Annotated in this window: 21 protein-coding genes and 1 pseudogene; 13 read left to right on the top strand and 9 right to left on the bottom strand. The window is 37.6% G+C overall.

Going from position 1 to position 20570, the window contains the following annotated elements; all coding sequences use genetic code 11:
• Window positions 1-174 (bottom strand): annotated as a pseudogene (locus E0H81_RS14880) (IS982 family transposase); the annotation flags it as partial.
• 232 nt (window positions 175-406) lie between these two features.
• On the opposite strand from E0H81_RS14880, the gene E0H81_RS14885 reads away from it, so the two are divergent.
• From E0H81_RS14885 to E0H81_RS14940, 12 genes are all read left to right on the top strand, one after another.
• Entirely contained in the window at window positions 407-841 is a 435-nt protein-coding gene (locus E0H81_RS14885; protein ID WP_131320027.1) for an I78 family peptidase inhibitor, read from the top strand.
• Between the two features lie 171 nt (window positions 842-1012).
• Window positions 1013-1282, top strand: a complete 270-nt coding sequence (locus E0H81_RS14890) for a hypothetical protein (protein ID WP_131319993.1) — start codon at window positions 1013-1015, stop codon at window positions 1280-1282.
• Between the two features lie 1051 nt (window positions 1283-2333).
• Entirely contained in the window at window positions 2334-2762 is a 429-nt protein-coding gene (tnpA, locus tag E0H81_RS14895; protein WP_004783683.1) for an IS66-like element accessory protein TnpA, read from the top strand.
• A complete protein-coding gene (gene tnpB / locus E0H81_RS14900) occupies window positions 2759-2995 on the top strand; it encodes an IS66 family insertion sequence element accessory protein TnpB (protein ID WP_131319995.1) in 237 nt (78 codons plus the stop codon). The genes tnpA and tnpB overlap by 4 nt, the downstream gene beginning before the upstream one ends.
• A 173-nt stretch (window positions 2996-3168) precedes the next feature.
• Window positions 3169-4773: an IS66 family transposase gene (gene tnpC / locus E0H81_RS14905; RefSeq protein ID WP_131319997.1), complete on the top strand. Its 1605-nt coding sequence runs from the start codon at window positions 3169-3171 to the stop codon at window positions 4771-4773.
• Between the two features lie 185 nt (window positions 4774-4958).
• A complete protein-coding gene (locus E0H81_RS14910) occupies window positions 4959-5183 on the top strand; it encodes a hypothetical protein (RefSeq protein WP_131319999.1) in 225 nt (74 codons plus the stop codon).
• An 821-nt stretch (window positions 5184-6004) separates the two neighbouring features.
• Window positions 6005-7168 (top strand): zinc-dependent alcohol dehydrogenase, encoded by a 1164-nt coding sequence (locus E0H81_RS14915; RefSeq protein ID WP_131320001.1) that lies wholly within the window; start codon window positions 6005-6007, stop codon window positions 7166-7168.
• Window positions 7169-7435: 267 nt separating this feature from the next.
• Entirely contained in the window at window positions 7436-8425 is a 990-nt protein-coding gene (locus E0H81_RS14920) for an acyl-CoA dehydrogenase family protein (protein WP_171458605.1), read from the top strand.
• Complete coding sequence (locus E0H81_RS14925; protein ID WP_131320004.1) at window positions 8413-9195, top strand: PIG-L deacetylase family protein; 783 nt, start codon at window positions 8413-8415, stop codon at window positions 9193-9195. The genes E0H81_RS14920 and E0H81_RS14925 overlap by 13 nt, the downstream gene beginning before the upstream one ends.
• On the top strand, window positions 9188-9787 hold the full coding sequence (locus E0H81_RS14930) for a class I SAM-dependent methyltransferase (protein ID WP_131320006.1): 600 nt from the start codon (window positions 9188-9190) through the stop codon (window positions 9785-9787). The genes E0H81_RS14925 and E0H81_RS14930 overlap by 8 nt, the downstream gene beginning before the upstream one ends.
• Window positions 9784-10455 (top strand): glycosyltransferase family 2 protein, encoded by a 672-nt coding sequence (locus E0H81_RS14935; RefSeq protein WP_131320008.1) that lies wholly within the window; start codon window positions 9784-9786, stop codon window positions 10453-10455. Before E0H81_RS14930 ends, E0H81_RS14935 begins: the two co-directional genes overlap by 4 nt.
• A 288-nt stretch (window positions 10456-10743) precedes the next feature.
• On the top strand, window positions 10744-10953 hold the full coding sequence (locus tag E0H81_RS14940) for a hypothetical protein (protein WP_131320011.1): 210 nt from the start codon (window positions 10744-10746) through the stop codon (window positions 10951-10953).
• Between the two features lie 387 nt (window positions 10954-11340).
• Here the strand turns inward: E0H81_RS14940 and xseB are convergent, their stop codons facing one another.
• From xseB to E0H81_RS14980, 8 genes are all read right to left on the bottom strand, one after another.
• A complete protein-coding gene (gene xseB, locus E0H81_RS14950; protein WP_131266231.1) occupies window positions 11341-11535 on the bottom strand; it encodes an exodeoxyribonuclease VII small subunit in 195 nt (64 codons plus the stop codon).
• Window positions 11528-12790: an exodeoxyribonuclease VII large subunit gene (xseA, locus tag E0H81_RS14955; RefSeq protein WP_131320015.1), complete on the bottom strand. Its 1263-nt coding sequence runs from the start codon at window positions 12788-12790 to the stop codon at window positions 11528-11530. Before xseA ends, xseB begins: the two co-directional genes overlap by 8 nt.
• A 1170-nt stretch (window positions 12791-13960) precedes the next feature.
• Complete coding sequence (locus E0H81_RS14960; RefSeq protein ID WP_131320017.1) at window positions 13961-15052, bottom strand: fimbrial protein; 1092 nt, start codon at window positions 15050-15052, stop codon at window positions 13961-13963.
• Window positions 15049-15399, bottom strand: a complete 351-nt coding sequence (locus E0H81_RS16280; RefSeq protein ID WP_342353507.1) for a FimD/PapC C-terminal domain-containing protein — start codon at window positions 15397-15399, stop codon at window positions 15049-15051. Before E0H81_RS16280 ends, E0H81_RS14960 begins: the two co-directional genes overlap by 4 nt.
• Window positions 15400-15402: 3 nt before the next feature.
• On the bottom strand, window positions 15403-17556 hold the full coding sequence (locus tag E0H81_RS14965) for a fimbria/pilus outer membrane usher protein (protein WP_244926552.1): 2154 nt from the start codon (window positions 17554-17556) through the stop codon (window positions 15403-15405).
• Window positions 17557-17622: 66 nt separating this feature from the next.
• Complete coding sequence (locus E0H81_RS14970) at window positions 17623-18321, bottom strand: fimbrial biogenesis chaperone (protein WP_131320019.1); 699 nt, start codon at window positions 18319-18321, stop codon at window positions 17623-17625.
• A gap of 22 nt (window positions 18322-18343) precedes the next feature.
• Window positions 18344-18871, bottom strand: coding sequence for a fimbrial protein (locus E0H81_RS14975; RefSeq protein ID WP_131320021.1), 528 nt, complete (start codon window positions 18869-18871; stop codon window positions 18344-18346).
• 353 nt (window positions 18872-19224) lie between these two features.
• On the bottom strand, window positions 19225-19548 hold the full coding sequence (locus E0H81_RS14980) for a hypothetical protein (protein ID WP_131320023.1): 324 nt from the start codon (window positions 19546-19548) through the stop codon (window positions 19225-19227).
• A gap of 815 nt (window positions 19549-20363) precedes the next feature.
• On the opposite strand from E0H81_RS14980, the gene E0H81_RS14985 reads away from it, so the two are divergent.
• On the top strand, window positions 20364-20570 hold a 207-nt coding region (locus E0H81_RS14985), incomplete at its 3' end, for a helix-turn-helix domain-containing protein (RefSeq protein WP_131320025.1).

A 20570-nucleotide genomic window follows, 5' to 3' on the forward strand; every position in this document is an offset into this window, starting at 1 on the left:
ATTGAAATGAGAACATTTGTACCAAATAGCAATAAAGCAGATTTCTGAGATCGACAGATGAGCAGGTCTGATTCTTACAGAATGATGGCATTGTTTGAGAAATTTCCAATAAGTTGCTTCAAATTTAAGAAAGAAATCATCAATGATGCAGAATAATTCGGTACTATTGAACATGAGGACTAGAGTTGTGAGTTTGGTGTGGTAACTCAACTGATGGCTCTAGTCTTCTTATTTTTCAAGTCAATTTCTTATCCGCGATTCGGGTTATTTTAAGTTTCTTAATAATTCAATAGAACAATGTAGATAAAAAACAACGCATTCAAAGATGGGCTTTTTTATTTCAAATTACAACATTGATAATCTTCCTGTTTTTGATATCTTTGAATTTTGCTAAGAATTTAAAATGATGAAAAAGATACTATTACTTGGGCTTATGGCGTCCTCTCTAGTCGCATGTTCGGCTGTACAGAATAAAGATACTGTTGCACCAAAATCGGGTGCAGCCAATCCTGCCAGTGAATATTGTATTCAGCAAGGTGGAAAACTAGAAATCAAAAATGAGGCGAATGGTCAGGTGGGTTATTGTCATCTGGCAAATGGTCAAGTGATTGAAGAGTGGAAATTTTTCCGTGAAAGTTCTAAAGAATGCTTAGCAGAGGAAGCGAAAGTTCTGATTGGCCAAACTGGTTTAACTGATGATCAAATTAAACAAAAAACCCAATCTGAAATTATTCGTAGAGTCGCTCCTGGACAGCCAGTCACTATGGATTACCGTACCAATCGAATTACAGTAACGATTGATCCTGTTTCCAAGAAAATCACCCAGGCAAGCTGTGGCTAATTTTGTATTAAAATAAAATGATTGAAGCCTAAATAAGAACTTAAAAGCTCATCGAAAGATGGGCTTTTTTTATAACTAAATGTGAACAATCAGCTAACGAATGCAGTGAATATTTATGAAAATCTTCGGGTGTATATTATTTAATTAATATACTTGCTGGAGTAATGTAAAATGAAAAATTCCATTAATTTTAATATGTTACAGCAGGTTTATAATTTTATGGCCGAGAAACCCAACTTTAAGACCAAGGCTGAGCTAGATTTATTATTAGAATTTTTTTCCGAAATACAGCAGGATCAAAAAACAGGGGTCAGGCTTGATTCGCCTTCTAAAATTATCGGTAAATTTGGAAGTCGGCAAATAATCAATATTAATTTAGCACCGCCCATACGGCATAAAAATGAGTTTTTAACCTGGGTGTATAAACAATTGCATCGATAATGATTTAATTTATTTAGTAATATCACCCTAATCTGTACAAATGATAAAAGCCCACTTAGCAAAGGATGGGCTTTTTTAATGTCTATAGAAATTGATATACGGTGAAAAGAAAAATAACGCATTGTGAACGCGTAAAAACTGTTCTTCTATATTCTCTATACTTTGTTATCTAAATTTAGATGCTATATTTTAACTATTCTAAAAAGACGCAATAGTAAAAAGAACAAAACAGGTAAACCCAATATTAGTCCGCTTAATATCACCCAATTAAGCGGACTTTTTATTTGCCCTAAATTTACAATTTAATTTGTATAAAAATATGATTCCCCCTTACATTATTTCAAATTTTTCTATTTTTTGATTAAATCAATCACTTTAATGCTATATAAAATCAATTAAGGAAACGCTGTAGTTTCTTTAACCTTGCTGCACTTTTTAAATTTTTGCCTACGATTTAACTTCTCTGTGGGCATTTTTTTGTCATGAGAAAACCTTGTTCCAACTCTTAATGTATTTATTTGGCTGCATGCTGCAACTGGAGTTAATTAAATAATTGATAATAAATAAATTAAGTTATGCAGGGATTGTTTGAAAGCGTAAGAATACTTAAATTTAATTTAGATTTAATTCTGTATTTACAGAGTTTAAGAACTCGAAAGATGATTTGACTAAGCTAAAGATAGTTTTTAATTAATCAATTATGGAAACGCGTTATACACGTTAGATTCCCCAAACTGCATTCGACGATATTTTCAATGGGGCGTTAAATCTATCCGCCTAAGCTTGGTGCTTATATGAAGGGTGATATGTGGAGCTTGAGGTGTAATTCAACTCAATAAAAGACAATCGATTAACTAAATTGAACAATATTTTTACAAATAAGATAGATCTCAAAACACATTCCGTTTGCAGAAAATCTACGTTTATTTATTAACAGTAGCGAATATTCGCTTTAAGTAGTCGAATGTAAGTAAGCGTCCGCTGAGCCCCACTTTTTCTAACTCATTAATACCGCGATAGTGTCCACTAAAATTTAAGTGGACACCTATTTATGGATTTAAAGACAGTTATAGACACTGCACCAACGCTAAAAAAGCCCCGTCGAACCTTCACGGCTGAATTTAAACATCAACTTATTCAGCAATGCCAGCAGCCAGATACATCGGTGGCTAAGGTCGCAATGCAACATCAGATCAATGCCAATCTGTTGCATAAATGGATTCGTCAGTCCAGATCAATGGTTCCATCATTAACAATCTCATCCATTCCACAGACCGACTTCCTTCCCGTCATTCTTCACCCGACGCCAGTCAAACAAGAAGCACCTCCGCCACCTGTGCCAGAGAAGAAAGCTACCGCTCATATCAGGATTCCATTACATGATGAACAAGGTTCCGTAAGGGATCAGATGATCGAAATCGAATGGCCGGTGGAGTCTGCAACTGAATTACTGCTTTTACTTCAGGGCTTGATCAAATGATCCGTATCGATGAAATCTGGTTGTCTACCCAGCCCATGGACATGCGTGCGGGTATGGATACGGCCATGGCGCAGATTATGAAAGCCTTTGGCTCAATCAAACCGCATTGCGCCTACCTGTTCTGTAATAAACGTGGTCATCGTATGAAAGTGCTGGTACATGATGGACTGGGCATCTGGCTGTGTGCCAGGCGGCTGGAACAGGGAAAATTCCACTGGGCTAAAGTTCACTAGGGTGAAAACGTAGCTCTCAGTCCAGAACAGTTACAGGCACTAATTCAGGGTTTGCCCTGGCAGCGCATTGGACGACAGCAAGTGGTAACAATGCTCTAAACTAGGCTGCTACATTCTGCTATTCTCCAAACGTTCTATTTCCTCTGCGTCATGACCTCAGGCATACTGCGGTCATGAAAATGCTGCCTGATTTAAGCCAACTGACCCATGAACAACTGCTGGAATTTACCCGGCAGTTGGCGATGCAGCATCAGTCTCTGGCACAATCAAATCAAGAATTAGAAAAATCAAACCAGCAATTGGATGCCAAAGTTCAGCATCTTTCTATTCTCAATCAAAAATACGAGCATGAACTGGCGCTGTTTAAAAAGCATAAATTCGGCAGTAAAAACGAACATCTTACCGCAAAACAAATCCATCTATGGGACGAAGCGGTCGAAGAAGATATCGCAGCCGTTGATCTAGAATTAGAACGATTAAATGCAGATAAAACCGATGCAGCGACACAGAAAGCCACAGTCAACAAACCTAAACGTCGACTGCTGCCAGATCATCTACACACCATCCGTATTGAGCATGAACCTGCATCAACCCAATGCAGTTGTGGCTGCCAGTTACGTCGTATCGGCGAAGATATCAGTGAAAAACTGCATTTCAGACCGGCACAGTTCTACAAGGAACAGCATGTCCGTGGCAAATGGGTCTGTGATCAGTGCGACACTCTGACTCAGCAAGCGATGCCTGCCTATGTGATTGATAAAGGCATTGCTTCACCTGAATTGCTCAGCCATGTGCTGGTATCGAAGTATGCCGATCATTTGCCGCTGTACCGTCAGCGCCTGATCTATCAGCGGGCGGGCATTGATCTGTCCAGATCTACTTTATCTGACTGGATTGGTCGCTGCGGTGTGGAACTGGAACCTCTGGCCAATGCCTTAAAACAGGTGGTGCTGCAACAGCGGGTGATCCATGCCGATGAAACGCCGGTCACCATCATGCGGATGGGTGATGATGAGAAAAAACCGAAGAAAGGTTATGTCTGGGCCTATGCCACTACACAGTACAATCCAGTTCAGGCAGTGATCTATGACTTTCAGGATAGTCGTTCAGGTCAGCATGCTGAAGCGTTCCTGAATGGCTGGCAGGGTCATCTGGTCTGTGATGATTACAGTGGTTATAAAGCACGCTTTAAATCAGGCCAGGTCATTGAGGTGGGCTGCATGGCACATGCACGTCGTAAATTCCATGAACTGCATGTGACCGGGAAAAGTCAGATCGCTGAACAGGCATTAGTGCTGATTCAGAAACTGTATGCCATAGAAGCAGAACTCAGGAAAAAGACCGATGGTACAGCAGAACATCGCCGCGAATACCGGCAACAGCATAGCCAACCGGTGATGCAACAACTGTATGAATGGCTCAACCAACATTATCTGGCGGTGCCATCGAGTTCTCCAACTGCCAAGGCGATCAATTACAGCCTAAAACGTTGGCAGGCACTCTGCCGCTATCTGGATGATGGCAATTTGCCTATAGATAATAACTGGATTGAAAATCAGATGCGCCCCTGGGCGTTGGGACGTAAGAACTGGCTATTTGCTGGCTCGCTGCGCAGCGGCCAACGAGCTGCCAATATTATGACTTTAATCCAGTCAGCAAAGCTGAATGGACTGGATCCGTATGCCTATTTAAGTGATGTGCTGAAAAGGCTGCCGACGCATAAAGTCACCCAAATAGAAGAATTACTGCCACACCGCTGGAAATCCGACCAAAATTAAAAAATAGGCATGGGATTCAGCGGACGCTTACGAATGTAATAGGGCAGGTAAAACCTTACTGTATACGAGATATGGACAGTCTTTTTATGGTCTTATGTAAGGGATCAGTAGGGCTAAGTTCATAGATGAATTTATATTGCTTTGGCATGATAAATTATAGTATCTAATCCATATAAGGCATTAGAATGAAAATTATTGCTAAAGACCGAGACACAGGTGAAAGGATAGAACTCGATGCTGAAGAGGACACCAGCATGGGAACTTTACATTATTTTTATCGTGATCAAGAGGGAAATTATTTGCGTTCATCTAAACGTCCATATGACAAAATGCCTCGACATTCAGTAATGCCTAATATGCATTTTGCTTTAGGTCAGAGATTCATCTTAATTATAGAAATAATTGAATAAAAACATGCCTCCTGCGGGAGGTTTTTTATCGGTAAATTTTATCAATAGCACATAGCAACCATTGACCTGATCAACCCAAAAGCATAGCTCATAAAAATTGTAGGGGTATATAGATTCACAGGTTGAGTACTGAGTACATTCCTCAAACTTGAAATTTCCCCCTAGTATCCTGAGCAAATTTATCAGTTAATAAAACATAGATTTTTTACATCACTTATCTTATTTAAAATCTAGATAATATCCCTCTATATTTAAGTTTTTAAAGGAGCAGTTCGTCATCTGTGTAGGCAATTGCTTACAAGGAAATGCGAGATTGTAGATATGAATTATTGTTAATATTTGTAATTATTTGTTAAGAGGATTTCATTGTAAATCAATGGAAAAATCCCATAACAATTATAAAAGTATAATGAAGAACTTACATAAAAGTAAGTCATAAAAGGGGAAGTTACACCATTAAGCCTTATAGTTTTGGGAGAGACTATAAGGCTTTTATTTTTGATAATGATAAAAAAATTATAAACGAGTTACAGAAAAGTTTAAAACCGTCTCATTATTTCTCAATAAAAATTTTTATTTAAGTGCAATGACTGCGTGATGATTAAATCTATCCGTTATAGATAACTCAAACACACATTTAATAACTAGAACCTTGTATTTCTATACAATTTTGGACATGAACAATTGTCTTTTTCGCCATAAGTTTAAACAAGCATCTTTCAAAATAGATCAGACTATCCGCCTTAAATATCTAAAACAATTTACTCATTATTCAGGCGGCATTTAAAACTCAAATAGTAAAACTAGTAGAGGAAATCATTATGCGTGCTCTTACTTATCATGGCGCTCGAGATGTCCGCGTCGAGTCCGTCCCAGATCCAGTCATTCAGGAACCCGATGATGTCATTTTGCGGGTCACTGCAACTGCGATCTGCGGTTCAGACCTTCATCTTTATCGCGGTAAAATTCCTGCAACCGAAGAAGGCGATATCTTTGGGCATGAATTTATGGGAATTGTTGAAGAAGTAGGGCCGGAGGTCACTCAGGTTAAAAAGGGTGATCGCGTCATTATTCCTTTTGTGATTGCTTGTGGTCACTGTTTTTTCTGTGAACATGATTTAACCGCAGCTTGCGAAAAGACCAATACCGGACGAGGCGCAATTTTAAATAAGAAACAGATTCCGCCGGGTGCAGCACTGTTTGGATATAGCCATTTGTATGGTGGCGTACCCGGTGGCCAAGCGGAATATGTCCGGATACCCAAAGGCAATGTGGGACCTTTTAAGGTGCCCGGTTCTTTGTCCGATGAAAAAGTATTATTTCTGACCGATATTTTACCCACGGCTTGGCAAGCAGTGACCAATGCAAATATTGGCAAAGGTTCAAGCGTCGCCATTTATGGAGCGGGGCCTGTGGGCTTACTCTCCGCTGCATGTGCGCAAATGTTGGGTGCTGAACAGATCTTTATGGTCGATCATAACAATTACCGCCTGGAGTATGCCCGCAACACCTATGGGGCGATTCCCGTGAACTTTGACAAGGTCGATGCGGCTGAATTTATTATCAGTAATACTGCTGGGCAACGCGGTGTAGACGCGGTCATTGATGCGATTGGTTTTGAAGCCAAGGGAAGCATGATTGAAACAGTTCTGACCAATCTTAAAATTGAAGGCTCCAGCGGGGCAGCGCTACGCCAATGTATAGCGGCGGTTCGTCGCGGCGGTGTGGTCAGTGTCCCAGGTGTCTATGCAGGACCTATTCATGGGTTCCTGTTTGGAGATGCCTTTGATAAAGGGCTGACCTTTAAAATGGGGCAAACGCATGTGCATAAATTCCTGCCTAAACTTTTAGAGTTTATTGAAAATGGGGATTTGTCTCCTGAAGTCATTATCACTCATCGCATGAATCTGTCAGATGCGGCGGAAGGTTATCGTATTTTCGATAAACGCGAACAGGAATGTCGTAAAGTGATTTTAACACCTTAATTTTAACCCCTTAAAAGTCCATTCAGGCTCTTGAATGAGTCATATGGAAATCAATTATTTAAACAGTAGTGGCCTTTTAAATGTCACTACTGTTTTGTTTTAAGAAGTTCATATTATTTTATGATTACTATACAAAATTACTATAATTCAAATAATTAACAGATTTAAGATTGATTCAAATGCCAGATAAATAAAATTTACTTATAGATTCCTATTCATTGTGTATTCATGAATACGGAGCGTAATAAAATAAAAGGAGCGATATCCTTGAGTTTAAATAAAATTTTGTTTGAATTTGAACAAAATGACACTGATATTAAGCAAAATTTAAAAGATAGCATTAAAAAATTACTTACTTTTGCAGGCGATATTCCTCATCCTGGAGAGGGGGAAACATTAGCGCGATGGAAGATACTGGCAAAAGTTGGGTTCACCAATTTAAATTTAGCCAAATGGTTTGAATCACATTTAGATGCGTTAAGTATTTTAAATGAATTAAATTATAGCCCGGTCAACAATGGACTTTGGGCAGTATGGGCAGCAGAAGGAAGTCAGCAGCCCATTCATTTTAAGCAAGGTCTTTGCTCAGGTCAGAAAAACTGGTGTTCGGGTGCAGGACTGGTCGATTATGGTTTGCTTACCTACCGCGATGAGCACAATCAGTCACAATTACTCATTGTCGATATGCATCATCCTAATATTCAAATCGATCACGGGGGGTGGCACGCCGTTGGAATGCAGCATACCCGTACGGCATCGATAGCTTTTAATCAGGTGAGTGCTGAAACGGTCGGTGATTCAAATGCCTATTTAGAAAGACCCGGGTTTTGGCACGGTGCAGCTGGAGTAGCTGCCTGCTGGTTTGGGGCCGCAGCACGTTTGGCCGATTTTTTATATCAGCAATGCAAGACAAAGCCGCATGCTTATGCGCTGATGTATCTGGGAGAAATCAGTACTTTACTGTTCACAACCAAACAATATTTTCATTATGTGGCAGATCAAATTGATCAGCATCCTGCGCAAAGTCATGAGCTTATTATCCGGATCTTACGTGCCAAAGTGGAGCAAACAGCACAGGCTGTTCTAGAACAGGTCGGGAAAGCACTGGGTGCTCGGCCTTTTTGTGAAAATAGAATTTTTGCTGCTTTGGCAGCCGACTTGCCGGTATTTTTAAGACAAAGTCATGCAGCATTCGATGTAGAACGAATTGGAGAGCTTGTACTTCAGCAAAGTGAAGATGCCGCATGGATGTTATAAAACATGAATTAGTTGAAGATCGGCTTATTTACGGAGACGGCACAAGCTATCAAGAATGGCGAGACTGGTCTGGACTGGAATCACTAAAACAGCTCGATGTAATCTCCGGCTTTGCTGAAGGAGGACGTGTCCTGATAGTGGCGCCACATCCAGATGACGAGATTCTAGGTTGCGCAGGATTATTACAACAACTTGCTGAGCTTAAGCGTGACATTGTACTTGTGGCAGTCACCAACGGAACTCAAAGCCATCCAGAGTCACAGCTTTATTCCCCGAATCAGTTAAATACCATACGGCCCGCTGAAACCCATGCTGCGCTTGAAGTATTAGCAGTAAATCATGCGGTGAAGCGTATTGCCTTAAACTTGATGGATGGTGAAATTACTGCACAGCAAGACAGGCTTTATCAAGCGTTAAGAGAGTTGATTGGCCCTGATGATATTCTGGTATGTACCTTTGATAAAGATGGGCACCCTGATCATGAAGCCACAGGACGGGTGGTACAACAACTGGCAAATGAAGCTCATTTAATCTGTTATCAAGTGCTGATCTGGGCATGGCATTGGTCAGTTCCAGATGATCGCCGCATTCCCTGGGAAAAGGCGTTAAAGCTGGAACTAACACCGCAACAATTACAACGTAAAAATAAGGCAATTTCGTGTTTTAAAAGCCAGCTGGAAATCGATACCAGTACAGGACAAGCACCTATTTTATCCGAGCAGACCATCCAACGAATTTTATTGCCTTGCGAGGTCTATATTTGTGATTAATCAAACAGAATATTTTGATGAACTTTATAAAAATAGTGATGACCCCTGGGAGTATGAACAGCGTTGGTATGAAGAACGTAAACGGCAGATTTGCCTGGCCTTACTTTTAAAACCTGTATATGCAAAGGTATTGGAAATTGGCTGTTCGAATGGCGTTTTTAGTCAACACTTGGCTCCACGCTCGAAGCAATTAATCTGTCTGGATGCGAATGCTAAAGCGGTACAGTTGGCGAAAATACGTCTTGAAGATTTATCTCACGTAGAAGTTATTCAGCAATATATTCCTGAACAATTTCCAGCGGGATCATTTGACCTGATTATCATCAGTGAAATTCTGTATTATCTTGAACCGGAAGAATTATCAAAGTTAATCGAAAAAGTTGAAAACAGCTTAACTCCGCAGGGTGTAGTGCTATGTTGTCATTGGCGTTACCCGATTGATGGATTTACATTAACAGGGGATCAAGTTCATCATGTATTGAAGCAGCAATTTACTCTGCATCATTATTTAACTGTAAATGATCCCGATTTTATGGTTGATTTATGGAGTAGAGAAACGAACACATTGGCTTCTAAAGAGGGCTTAATATGATTGGGATTGTGATTCCAGCCTGTAATGAAGAACAATACCTGGAAGAGTGTTTGCATTCTATACACCTGGCGATACATGCTCTGCCAAGTTTGAATAAAGAAGTACGCGTACTTGTTGTATTAGACAGTTGTACCGATCAATCTTTGCAAATTGTTCAACGTGCAGGCGTGGACTATTTAGAGTGCAATTTTCGCTGTGTGGGTAAAGCCCGAGACTTAGGTGTGCGTCACATGATCAATTCAGGCGCTACCTGGATCGCGTGTACGGATGCCGATAGTTGTGTGGATACACAATGGCTTTTACAGCAGCTCAATCATCAACCTGCAGATGCAATTTGTGGTGTGGTGGAAGTCGATAGCTGGCGCAATTTTTCGATGCTGAGCCGGAAAAATTACCTGGCACATTATCAAGATACGATGAACCATTCGCATATTCATGGTGCCAATTTGAGTTTTAGTTCCACGGCCTATATTCAGGCGGGCGGATTTAAAGCCTTGTATTGTCATGAAGATATTCATTTAGTCAAACAAATGCTGAGTCTGGATTTAAAAATTATCTGGAGTAATTTAGTGCGGGTAAAAACCAGTAGCCGTTTAAATGCCCGTGCGCCAGAGGGATTTGCCAGTTTTTTACAGCAGCTTGAAATGACCAGCAGGGCAGTCGAATGATTTTAAAATAATAATTTAAGATAATAATATTTTGATTCAGTACAGCAGCATCCTGATAAACCAAGTTTGATACAAAAGCTTAATCTGAGCGTGGATTTTTATTCCCGAGAATGATTTTAAATTGAATTGATTCCAGAACTGATGTATTAGCAACAGCCTGATTTTCAGTAACAGCGCAAGTATAAATATCCTAAATCAATTACATAGTTACATTGAAGCTAACAAACTTAATTATACATTAACCCTAGATTCCTTATGATAGAAAGATGAATAGGGAGTTAAATAGATATGATCAAAATTAAAAATCCAAATTCTGGAGAAGAGAGAACCATTAATAAAGTTCTCGGTGATGAAGTCACTTTGGCCAAGGCAGAAGATCATGCCGGTTATTATGATATGCATAACAATCATTTTATTCCTCAAATAAATGATGCGCATGAAATAATTGGCTTTTGTGAAGCTGAAGAAAGCTCTACTATTTGGGAAATAGTGGTTTAAATTCTCTAAGAAAGATAGTTATCAATTAATAAAGATAATTATCAATTAAAGATAGATCTCTTATAATTCCGGCATGAATAGACGATCCCGAAAGCCACTTGAATCAGCGACAACAAACTGGACCACAGAACAGGACAGTTATCTGATTGAGAACCATTCACTCACCTTTGCAGAGCTGAGAATCAAACTGCCATTCACTGACGATCAGATTGTCCAGCGAAAAGAGCGACTTGGGCTGTTACGCAGAGAAAGACAACTACGCAGGTTTTGAAGGTTTTAAAAGCTTTTGTGCTGGATTTTCCCAATATTTAAATGCTGATTAAACGTTTGAAAATGAGTAATCAGTATTTAAAACCTGGCTTCTCAATCTGTAAAAAACTTGAATCCTCAATCTTTAAAGGTCTCGTTCAGTGCTTGCTGCACTGCATCTATCCGTGTCTTGCAGGCTTTGTATGCAGTCATGGACTCTTCAACAATCTTCATTAAGTTATCAATATCCGGTTCTTCCTGAGACTCAAGCAGTTCAGCATTCTTTTTAAGCAGCTCATAACCTTCTTTAAAGCTTAATTCTTTTTTAGCCATTGCGGATTACCTCTTTAACATCGGCGTTGATCATGCCGTCCTGTAATTCTACCTGAATGTCATTACCAGAAATTTGTTGAATCGAACGAATGGCTTTGCCTTGGCTGCGTACAATTGCGTAGCCTTTGGCCATCACATTTTTTGGATTCTGTAACAGCGTTTCACGCATCAATGATTCAACTTGGGTGGATGCCAATTTAATTTGCTGCTGCGCAAAATATTGGCTATTGCCTTTTATTAACTCAAGCGTTTGCAGAGTTGTATTAATCTGATTTTGAGCCAGTGTCTTAATCACTTTGATGTACTGATCATTTTGGCTTTGATAAGCCGCGATCTGGTGTTGAGATAAAAGCTTGATGGTCTGATGAGATTGCAGTACTTTCTGAATGCGTTCAACAATCAGGTTTCGTATACCTCCAATGACTTTACTTGGGGTATCAAAAGAACGGTGGGCGATTTCATCCAGAATAGTCCGGTCTTTTTCATGGCCAATACCCACCCAGATCGGAACTGAACATTTACACAGGAAGGCTGCTAAAGGGTAGTCATCCAAATATGCCAAATCATTCACTGCGCCACCGCCACGAATAATGACGATCAAATCGGGAGCAGAGTTAAAGTTTGTCGCCCACTGAGCCAAGCCAGCCGCCAGAGATTCAATCATACTGACAGCTACAGTATTTCCTTGAAAAGTCGCCGTGTGATAGATGAAGTCACAAACCCCAGCCTGAGCTAAAGCATCGGCATCTTTCTTGAAATCGCCCAGACCTGCAGCATTTTCAGGCGCAAGAACTAAAACATTTTGAATATCGAAAGGAGCAGGGAGTAATTTATTTTTATTGGCCAAGCCTTCCAAGCGAAGCCGCTCTAATATTTGCTGATAACGTTTAGCAATCTCGCCCAAGGTATAGCTTGAATCAATATCTTCTACAGTGACTGAAAAACCATACTGGGGACTGAAAGTGGCTTTCACTTTTATCAGGACATTTAAATCTCTCGACAGCTCAATTCCACTTTCACGTTCAAACTTTAGAACCATTTTGGCCGCTGAAAACTTCCAGATGGTTGCCTTACAGCTCGCAATCACTTTATCTGTATCGTGTTCTTTTTCGGCAAGCTCTAAATAATAATGCCCACCTTTGATATTGAGATTACGAATCTCTGCTTTCACCCATACCGGTTCATTAAAAGTTATACGGACAACTTCCTTTACTGCAGACAGGTATTCACTTAAGGAAAGCTGAGATTCAAACATAGAGATGCTGGCAAAGTATCATTATAAAAATAGTATCGAACTGATCATCCAAAGGCAATTAAACTTACTTAACTGCACATTGTAATTACACAAAAACTTTTAAATAAATATTTATAATTCAAATGCTTTAGTTAATCATAAAATAGAAAAAGTCATCTCATTACAAATAATTTTGTTGGGGAAATCGGGAATTTTTTTGCCTAAAGATGATGAATAAATAAAGTAAAACTATAGACTGAGTTATAAATTAGTTTCAGAGCAAAAAAATATTTCCAATTTGTGCGGACAAGACTTGGAGGAATTTTTATACAAATGTATAGGTTTTGGCTTACCTAGATTTAAGGTCTTTGTACCTATACGATCTTAACTACAATTTCCTATGATGAGAGACATAGAGAACAGGATATTCCAGAACAGAAAAACAATAATAATGCGTTCTCGCACCGGGATTGTGAGGTACAACAGGAGGTATACCTAGCTCGTCAATACAAAAAAGCTCAACAGGACGTTGGGCTTTTTTTGTTATTTATCGATTAAAATATCTATATGCTATAAACCATTTAAAATATTTAGAGCTTATCTTAGAACTTCAAAATGACTATTTATTTTCCAAAATTGATAAGAAGGCTTCAATAAGTAAGCATGAAAAAGTCCGACTCAATCATAAAACTGAGTAGACGCTAGAGCTTTCTTCCGATTTTTTCGTTTCCTATAATTCTTTTTATATCGTGTAAATAGAGAATTAAAAATAGCGCTATAAAATTGATCGTAATTTATTTTTGTAGGCAAATGCTTACAAAAAAACAAGAAATTGGCTGCTATAATTTAGCTTAAATATCTGTAATTATTCATTTAATGAATTTCATCACCTATAGATGGAAATTGTATAATAATAACAATAAATGTATGACTACCTTCTTATAAGAAGCTAAGTTATACAGAAGACGCTACAGATCTAAGCCTTATAGTTTTGGGAGAGACTATAAGGCTTCATTTTTATGTATTTGTTGCGCATTTAAAAAGCGTACATCGCCACACTTTCTATAACTTGTATCATCTAAATTACATACTCTAAAACCCTGTCTATTTCACGTAAATAAGTTTAAATAGAAATGAATAGCAACGCTTTAAGTGGGTGGGGCACTTCGTTCAAAGCGAATGTTACTTCTATTATTTAAAATAAACTTCATAGTTAACCACCGAGCTAAATTTCCCTGTAGTGGTAGGGGACTTTAAAAATAAAACGCCCGCTTCAAAATTCTTGCTAATTTGTGAACCGGAACTTTTACCAAAGTTGATGTTTTCATTAAAATTAACGGGTGTGGTCATGCCTTGCTCAAAAATACGAATGCCCACGGTATCTTTCATATTGGCTTCACTCGCAGTAATTGTCTTATTATCAATTTGTAGTGATGAACTAAAAGCTCCCACAAATGGGTACTGTGCACAGTCCTTACCATTCGTCGTGACATTAATACTAAAAGGCACTTTTTTAAGGATGGTATTCACATCTTGATAAGAGTAATACTTGCCTAGATCTACCGTTTGCGTGGTCAGTACGGGTACACATTCAACATAATTGATGCGAATGCCACTGACATTTTCCTGGAAATTTCCCTTACTGTTACGCCCGCCTACACCATCAAGTTGAAACACTTGATAGGTCTTGGCCAATGATGCCGGAAAGTTTTTTCCTGTTCCCCGAGATTTAATAAACAAAGAATAATTCAGGGTAATGGTTTGAGGGTCAGCGCAACGTCTAAATAATGGTGATTTTTCAATAAATCGACAGTTTTCCGCAGCAGGTGAAAAAACTGTAATTTCATTAGGTTGATAGCTAATTGCTTGTTTACCTGTATAGATTTTTTCCATGTTTTTAGTAATTGGATATTCTCTTCCATTAAACCGAATTCCAATAATCAGGTTGGAATCACTAAAATCATTTGCCAATTGTTGTGCCGCATTATCAATGTATAAATATGCATCTTCATTATTATTGGATTGAGCATCATCATAACAGGTAAAAGTTGAACTATAAGTTTGGGATTCCCAAAGTAAATTATTTGCTGCCTGATTAAAGCTGGTAACCGTTATATCGCCTACATTGGTGATATGGGCCGTATTGGTCGCTTTATCAATATCAAAGGAAGAGGATGGTTTCGAACCAGATAAACAACGTAGTGCCCAAGTATTTTGCACAGCAACCAGACTTAAAGAAAATATGACTAAATTTCGAATGAGTCGAAGAAGTTTTATATTCATTTATGCTCTCCAGCTTCACATGAAATTGTCAATTCGTCATAGCCCATTGCACGATTGCTCAGCTGGGGCAGGCTAAACTGACATTGCTGATTTACAGCATCACCCCATTTGGCCATAAGGGTTTGTCCTGATTCTACATTTGTTAGATAGGCCTGACCATTTAATCCAACCAGACCCACCCGGCTTAATCCGTTTATTTCAGTAATATCTGTTCCCGTGGCAAGTTCTTTACCCTTGAAAGTTAAATTGACTAGAACACTATGCCCGGTTTTGACGTCAAATTTAACTTTTACAATCGCATATTTGGTGGGAACAATATCTGTCTTAACTAAATCATCAATGGAGATATTTTACCCCAAGTCTTCTGCTTGCAAGGCGACCCGGTTTCGGGCATAGGCATTACTGCTACTAATAATGGCATAACCATTTTTATCAATTTTCAAGCCGGTTTGGTTTTCAACACGAATGTTTTGAGCCCCTTTGGCTTCAACTAAAATTGGGGAACTATTGAGTTGCTGCCCAAAAATAATACCGTTGGAATGCACCAGGATTCCACCATTCATACCCGCATAGAATTGCTGATTATCATTGGTATAGCCATAGCCAAAGTCGCTGTTGGCTTTTGTACCTCGATAAGCTGCATTTAAATTGAAATTGTTTGCAGAGGTCTCAGAATGGCCGATTTGTGCCTGTATCTGCAAATTTTTATCTTCCAAAAAATTGCCAGAAAGTGAAGTCTGGATAATCGATCCCGATGACGGCGAATATTGATAATTATTATTCGAGCTTAGATCATATTTTTTAATCTTTCTGTACTGGTCAATGGGTAAGCTAAAATTTATTCCTAATGAATAATCAGAGCCATTGAATAAATTTTTGCTGTTCTGGTAATACATGCCATATGACAGGCGCTGAAAATTATTGTTATAACCAATTTGCCAATTGCGCTGATTGTAATCTTTTTGCCAATATTGGGTATCGGACAAATTTGCGTACATTTGTCCCCATTTGCCAAGCTGTTGGCTTAAAGAAATCTGGTACTGATTTTTCTTGCTGTAATAAGTGTTCGAATAATAAGTATTTGTTTGCTGATCTTCTAAACTGGATGAATCATCGACTAGATTATTATCCGAATAAGTATATTCATAATGACCATTTTTCCACTGGGCTTTTTCTTGTACAGCATCAGCAAAGCCATAATAACCCTTTGATGTATAGTGATAACCTGAAAAACGGATATCTGTGCCCAGTGTATTCAACGACTTGGCATATAAAAGTCGAAGTCCCAGACCGTCTTCTTGGCGACCATTAGAGAGGGTGTTATTTGCATAGCTGAGGTCTGTAGAAAACGCACCGAAATGACCGAGTGACCAAGCGAAACCACCTGCAACTGCATAGTAGTCTTCAGCCACCAGCACACCCGTGTAAGGCGTAAGATAATTGTTTAAGCCCAAGGTATAACTGAGCTGGCCAAAATAAGGTTGATAATCACTAAAGCCACTTTTATATTGCCCACCGGTGATTTGATACTTATTTTGTCCGGCACGCAGCATATTGGGTACAGAGGAATAGGGTTGAGTAAATTTACGTATACTGCCATCACTTTCAATAATACGAATTTCTAAATCGCCACTTTGATTGGCAGCATATAAATCCTTTATTTCAAAATTGCCGGCTGCCACATTCATGCTGTACACAAGATAATTATTTTGCCGCACTTCAACCAGTGCATTACTCAAAGCTGTACCACGAATGATGGGTGCATAATTTTGTAAGCCGATAGGTAATTGCGCATCATCACTACTAAACTGTAAACCGCGAAAATTGATACTCTCAAATACATCATTTCTGGTCGTCGTATCACCTATTTCTAAACGTGCTCTTAAAGGTAAGATATCGCGTTCAAGTTTATTGATGACATTATCCCACTGTTGTTCTTGGTCACTATATTTAGAGAAACTGCTTTGGTTACGATAACGCCAGGCCCCATAATTAAAGCCACTATTTAAAAACAGGCTGCTATTAATATGATCTGCACCGGATTTATTCTTATAAATACTGCTGTTCGCGTTGTAATTTATGATCAATGCATTGATGCCTTGATCATAAAACTTGGCCGGAATATAGCCGCGGATATTTTGCTGTAAAAAGATTTGAGGAATCGAGATATTTAAGGTTTGTAAGCCTGCATCAAAACTTAGCTTAGCCTCAGGTAAGGATGTTAAGTCATAGCATTGATCAGTCGCACTTTTCTCTAAATTCAAAATGATTTGATAGTCTTCAATAAAGCGGGCATCTATACAGGGCACAACTGACTGATCTTGCTGATAAAATTTAATGACTCTTTTATCAATACGTTGATTATTAATATAAATGGTAAATTCATATTCACCCGGCAATAGGGAATAACCTTTAGTCACAGCCTCAAAAACCACTTGATCTGTGACATCTTTTAAAAATGCTGTATTAAATTCTGAGTCATCAGCATAAACATTGAATGCCACGAGACCCCAACTCAGTACAGCAACTTTCATATATGGGGAGTTGTTTTTAAGTAACTGATTTAGCATTTATTTTAAATAAACTACAGGCATCTCGGTATTGCCGCCGTAATCGTTGATATAAGTATATTGAATACTTTTTACATCTTTGGACACATTCGCTAATACATCAATCGTTTGATATGGAGGAACCATATCCTGATTCATATTTCGAATAGGGGCAGAATTATTTCCAAGTTTTAAATCGCCAATCGTGATAAATAGAGGACTATTATTTTTTAATTTTAAAGTCCCATTTTCCACATACCACTGTAATTTTTTTACCGCGGCAGGTAAATCGGCCTCTATTTGTTGAGGGCGATAAAACAATTTAATCTTAGAACGTACAGCAAGTTGCAAGGTATTTTCGTTTTCAGGCTTGGGTGGAATTTCCTGAATATTAATCCACACTTGGCTCTCGCGATCGGTCGGTAAACCTGAACCTGAATAGATAAAGCGCAAAACAGATTCTTTTTGCGATTCAATTTTGATTAAAGGCGGAGTAACAATAAAAGGTACTTTGGCGGGCGCCGTCTTGTCTTCACCTGGTTCTAGCCAAGTTTGAACAATATAAGGCTTAGTCGAATTATTTTTAAGTGAGAGGGTTGCGGCTTTATTTTCACTGTTATAAATAACTCGACTTGCCATGGCTTGAACCGCAGCATGACTCGAAGTAGCAAAAGAGATACTAGTTAAAACGAGAGCTAAAATAGAAGGGTTCAAGCGCATAACAATTCCTTAATTTTCTTGCTTATTTTACCTGCAAAGTAATGCTTACTGTTGCATCTGCTTTACCTGCTGCAACTGTAGCACCCGTAGCTTGATAAAAAGCTTGTAAGGGTAGAGATCCGCTAGTACCTGTTGCAGTAAATACCGCATTTGAATCGGAAGTACCAGCTGTTGTATTCAAGCTTACTAAATTTGAGGTATTACTTGCATTGGCAATGGCGATACCTACGCCAGTCGCAGCTGATGTTTTTAAAAGCTTCGCATTAGCCGTATCAGTTGCACCAGAAAAATTTACTTGATAATTTCCTGCTGCACAATTCTCTACATTAATAGTAAATGTTTGAGGTGTAGATTTATCACCAGCCGCTTTAAACATAGAGGTAGGCCATTTACCCAACGCAATTTCGTTATTACTACCATTATTAATTTTAACGTCACAGGCAGCACTTACAATTTCACCTGTAAAATTAATCTGTCCTGCAGCAAGCGCATGAGTAGTCATTGTTAGGGCAGTTATTGTACCAAGTAATAAAGCGATTTGTGTTTTCATTTTACGTAACTCTTAGATAAAGAATAAGTTTTTATTAAACTTAATATTGATTTGAAAAATACGCTCACAAACACAAATACTGCATAAAGTGTGACATATGTCTCATTTAAAAGAATATCAGAAAAAAACTTTTTGCCAACACTTTTTATACATTTCATTAACACTGCAGAGTAATTCTTTAGAAAAAATTCAATAAATTGCTCTAAAGATAAAAATAAATTATTAAAAATAAAAGAAAAAAATTGGATATTAAATATAAAAAAACAAATTGACTGATGAGTGCAAAATCAGTAAGAATTTACACATTAAGACTATAAAAAATCATTATTTTATTGAAAAGTATAGTTATTATTTTATTTATAACTAATTTCTAAGTTTGTAGCTTGAATGTTTTTTATTGATTTAAGATTTGCAGCATAAAAAGTGCTATGTATTTCTTCGAAATTCTTTATATGCGTTTTAATATTTTCAGGAGAAATCGTTTTTTCATTTATAATCATTTCATTGATTGATTGGGCTTTATTTAAAATTTCACATTTTGCATCATTAGAAAAACTTGTTATGTCACAAGTGTTTTCATAGATCTCGCCTGTAAAGTGAAGATTACTCTCATTTTGAGCAAAAATAGATAAAGAACTAAGAGTAAATATAAAACTTAAAATCAATTTTTTATACATATATTAATACTCTCATGTGATCTTATTTTTATACCATGATTAATTAGATGGGTAATATTCAAAAGATACATAAAAACCTATTAATGATAAGTAAGTCACAAAATTAATTAATTTTTTTTGATTTAAGAATATAAAGATAATATTAAATTTTTATAATATTAATAAATTAAATACATGTATTTATTAAAAAAATGTAGTAAATAAAACCTAGATAAATTATTAATTCAATATCAATAGTTTATATCATTATTTAATTTCAGGTTGTAAAATAGACAAAGCCATTACTCGGTAGGAATCTAATGGTCTTTTAATATTGATTCTTATGAATCAATATATATTAATGAAAATATTATTAATAATAAATTTTATATAATATGTATTTGATTTATTTAATAAAGAGAGGAACTAATCTTTTTATGGATATTTTTCCATAAGTTCTTAGCATTCTTACATAATCATCTTTGATGCACTTGCCTTAAACTGATTTATCAGTCTATATCAACAATGTGGATTTGAAAGTTTAATCTGAGTTATTGATCTTCCAACTCAAAAAGAATTTTCAATTTTTATGAAAAAATTTTAATTCATATTATCAGTTTTAACGTACAGAAACTCGAGTCTATTTCTTATATTTTTCATATCGGCTGTTGCTTATGATCAAGACATAGGAACAGGATGTTCCGGAACAAAAAACAAAAATGATAAGTTTTAATCAAAGGAAACCAAGGCAGAGCAAAGAGATAAAAAAGCTCAACAGGTATAATCTGCACCCCGAAAGTTGGACACTCTTAGTCTAATTTGAAGGGTGCTTTTTAATGGCTAAATATTCTCAAGAATTTAAATTAAAAGTTGTGGAGCATTACTTGTCTGGTCATGGCGACTCTGTAACAGGTCAAATTTTTAATGTTCATAGATCAGATGTTCAAAAGTGGAGTAAAGCATTTAAACTTTATGGCATGGCAGGCTTAGAACTCAGAAGATCTAAAACAACTTTCACGGTTGAATTTAAATATCAAGTTGTT

This window comes from Acinetobacter terrestris (genome assembly GCF_004331155.1).
In the GTDB taxonomy this organism is placed as follows: Bacteria; Pseudomonadota; Gammaproteobacteria; order Pseudomonadales; family Moraxellaceae; genus Acinetobacter; species Acinetobacter terrestris.

Coding starts and splice junctions, on each gene's coding strand:
- E0H81_RS14910 (WP_131319999.1), top strand. CDS start 4,959: ATGAAAATTATTGCTAAAGACCGAGACACAGGTGAAAGGATAGAACTC.
- xseB (WP_131266231.1), bottom strand. CDS start 11,535: ATGGCTAAAAAAGAATTAAGCTTTAAAGAAGGTTATGAGCTGCTTAAA.
- tnpC (WP_131319997.1), top strand. CDS start 3,169: ATGAAAATGCTGCCTGATTTAAGCCAACTGACCCATGAACAACTGCTG.
- tnpA (WP_004783683.1), top strand. CDS start 2,334: ATGGATTTAAAGACAGTTATAGACACTGCACCAACGCTAAAAAAGCCC.
- E0H81_RS14970 (WP_131320019.1), bottom strand. CDS start 18,321: ATGCGCTTGAACCCTTCTATTTTAGCTCTCGTTTTAACTAGTATCTCT.
- E0H81_RS14890 (WP_131319993.1), top strand. CDS start 1,013: ATGAAAAATTCCATTAATTTTAATATGTTACAGCAGGTTTATAATTTT.
- E0H81_RS14960 (WP_131320017.1), bottom strand. CDS start 15,052: ATGAATATAAAACTTCTTCGACTCATTCGAAATTTAGTCATATTTTCT.
- E0H81_RS14935 (WP_131320008.1), top strand. CDS start 9,784: ATGATTGGGATTGTGATTCCAGCCTGTAATGAAGAACAATACCTGGAA.
- E0H81_RS14915 (WP_131320001.1), top strand. CDS start 6,005: ATGCGTGCTCTTACTTATCATGGCGCTCGAGATGTCCGCGTCGAGTCC.
- E0H81_RS14885 (WP_131320027.1), top strand. CDS start 407: ATGAAAAAGATACTATTACTTGGGCTTATGGCGTCCTCTCTAGTCGCA.
- E0H81_RS14940 (WP_131320011.1), top strand. CDS start 10,744: ATGATCAAAATTAAAAATCCAAATTCTGGAGAAGAGAGAACCATTAAT.
- xseA (WP_131320015.1), bottom strand. CDS start 12,790: ATGTTTGAATCTCAGCTTTCCTTAAGTGAATACCTGTCTGCAGTAAAG.
- E0H81_RS14975 (WP_131320021.1), bottom strand. CDS start 18,871: ATGAAAACACAAATCGCTTTATTACTTGGTACAATAACTGCCCTAACA.
- E0H81_RS14980 (WP_131320023.1), bottom strand. CDS start 19,548: ATGTATAAAAAATTGATTTTAAGTTTTATATTTACTCTTAGTTCTTTA.
- E0H81_RS14925 (WP_131320004.1), top strand. CDS start 8,413: ATGGATGTTATAAAACATGAATTAGTTGAAGATCGGCTTATTTACGGA.
- tnpB (WP_131319995.1), top strand. CDS start 2,759: ATGATCCGTATCGATGAAATCTGGTTGTCTACCCAGCCCATGGACATG.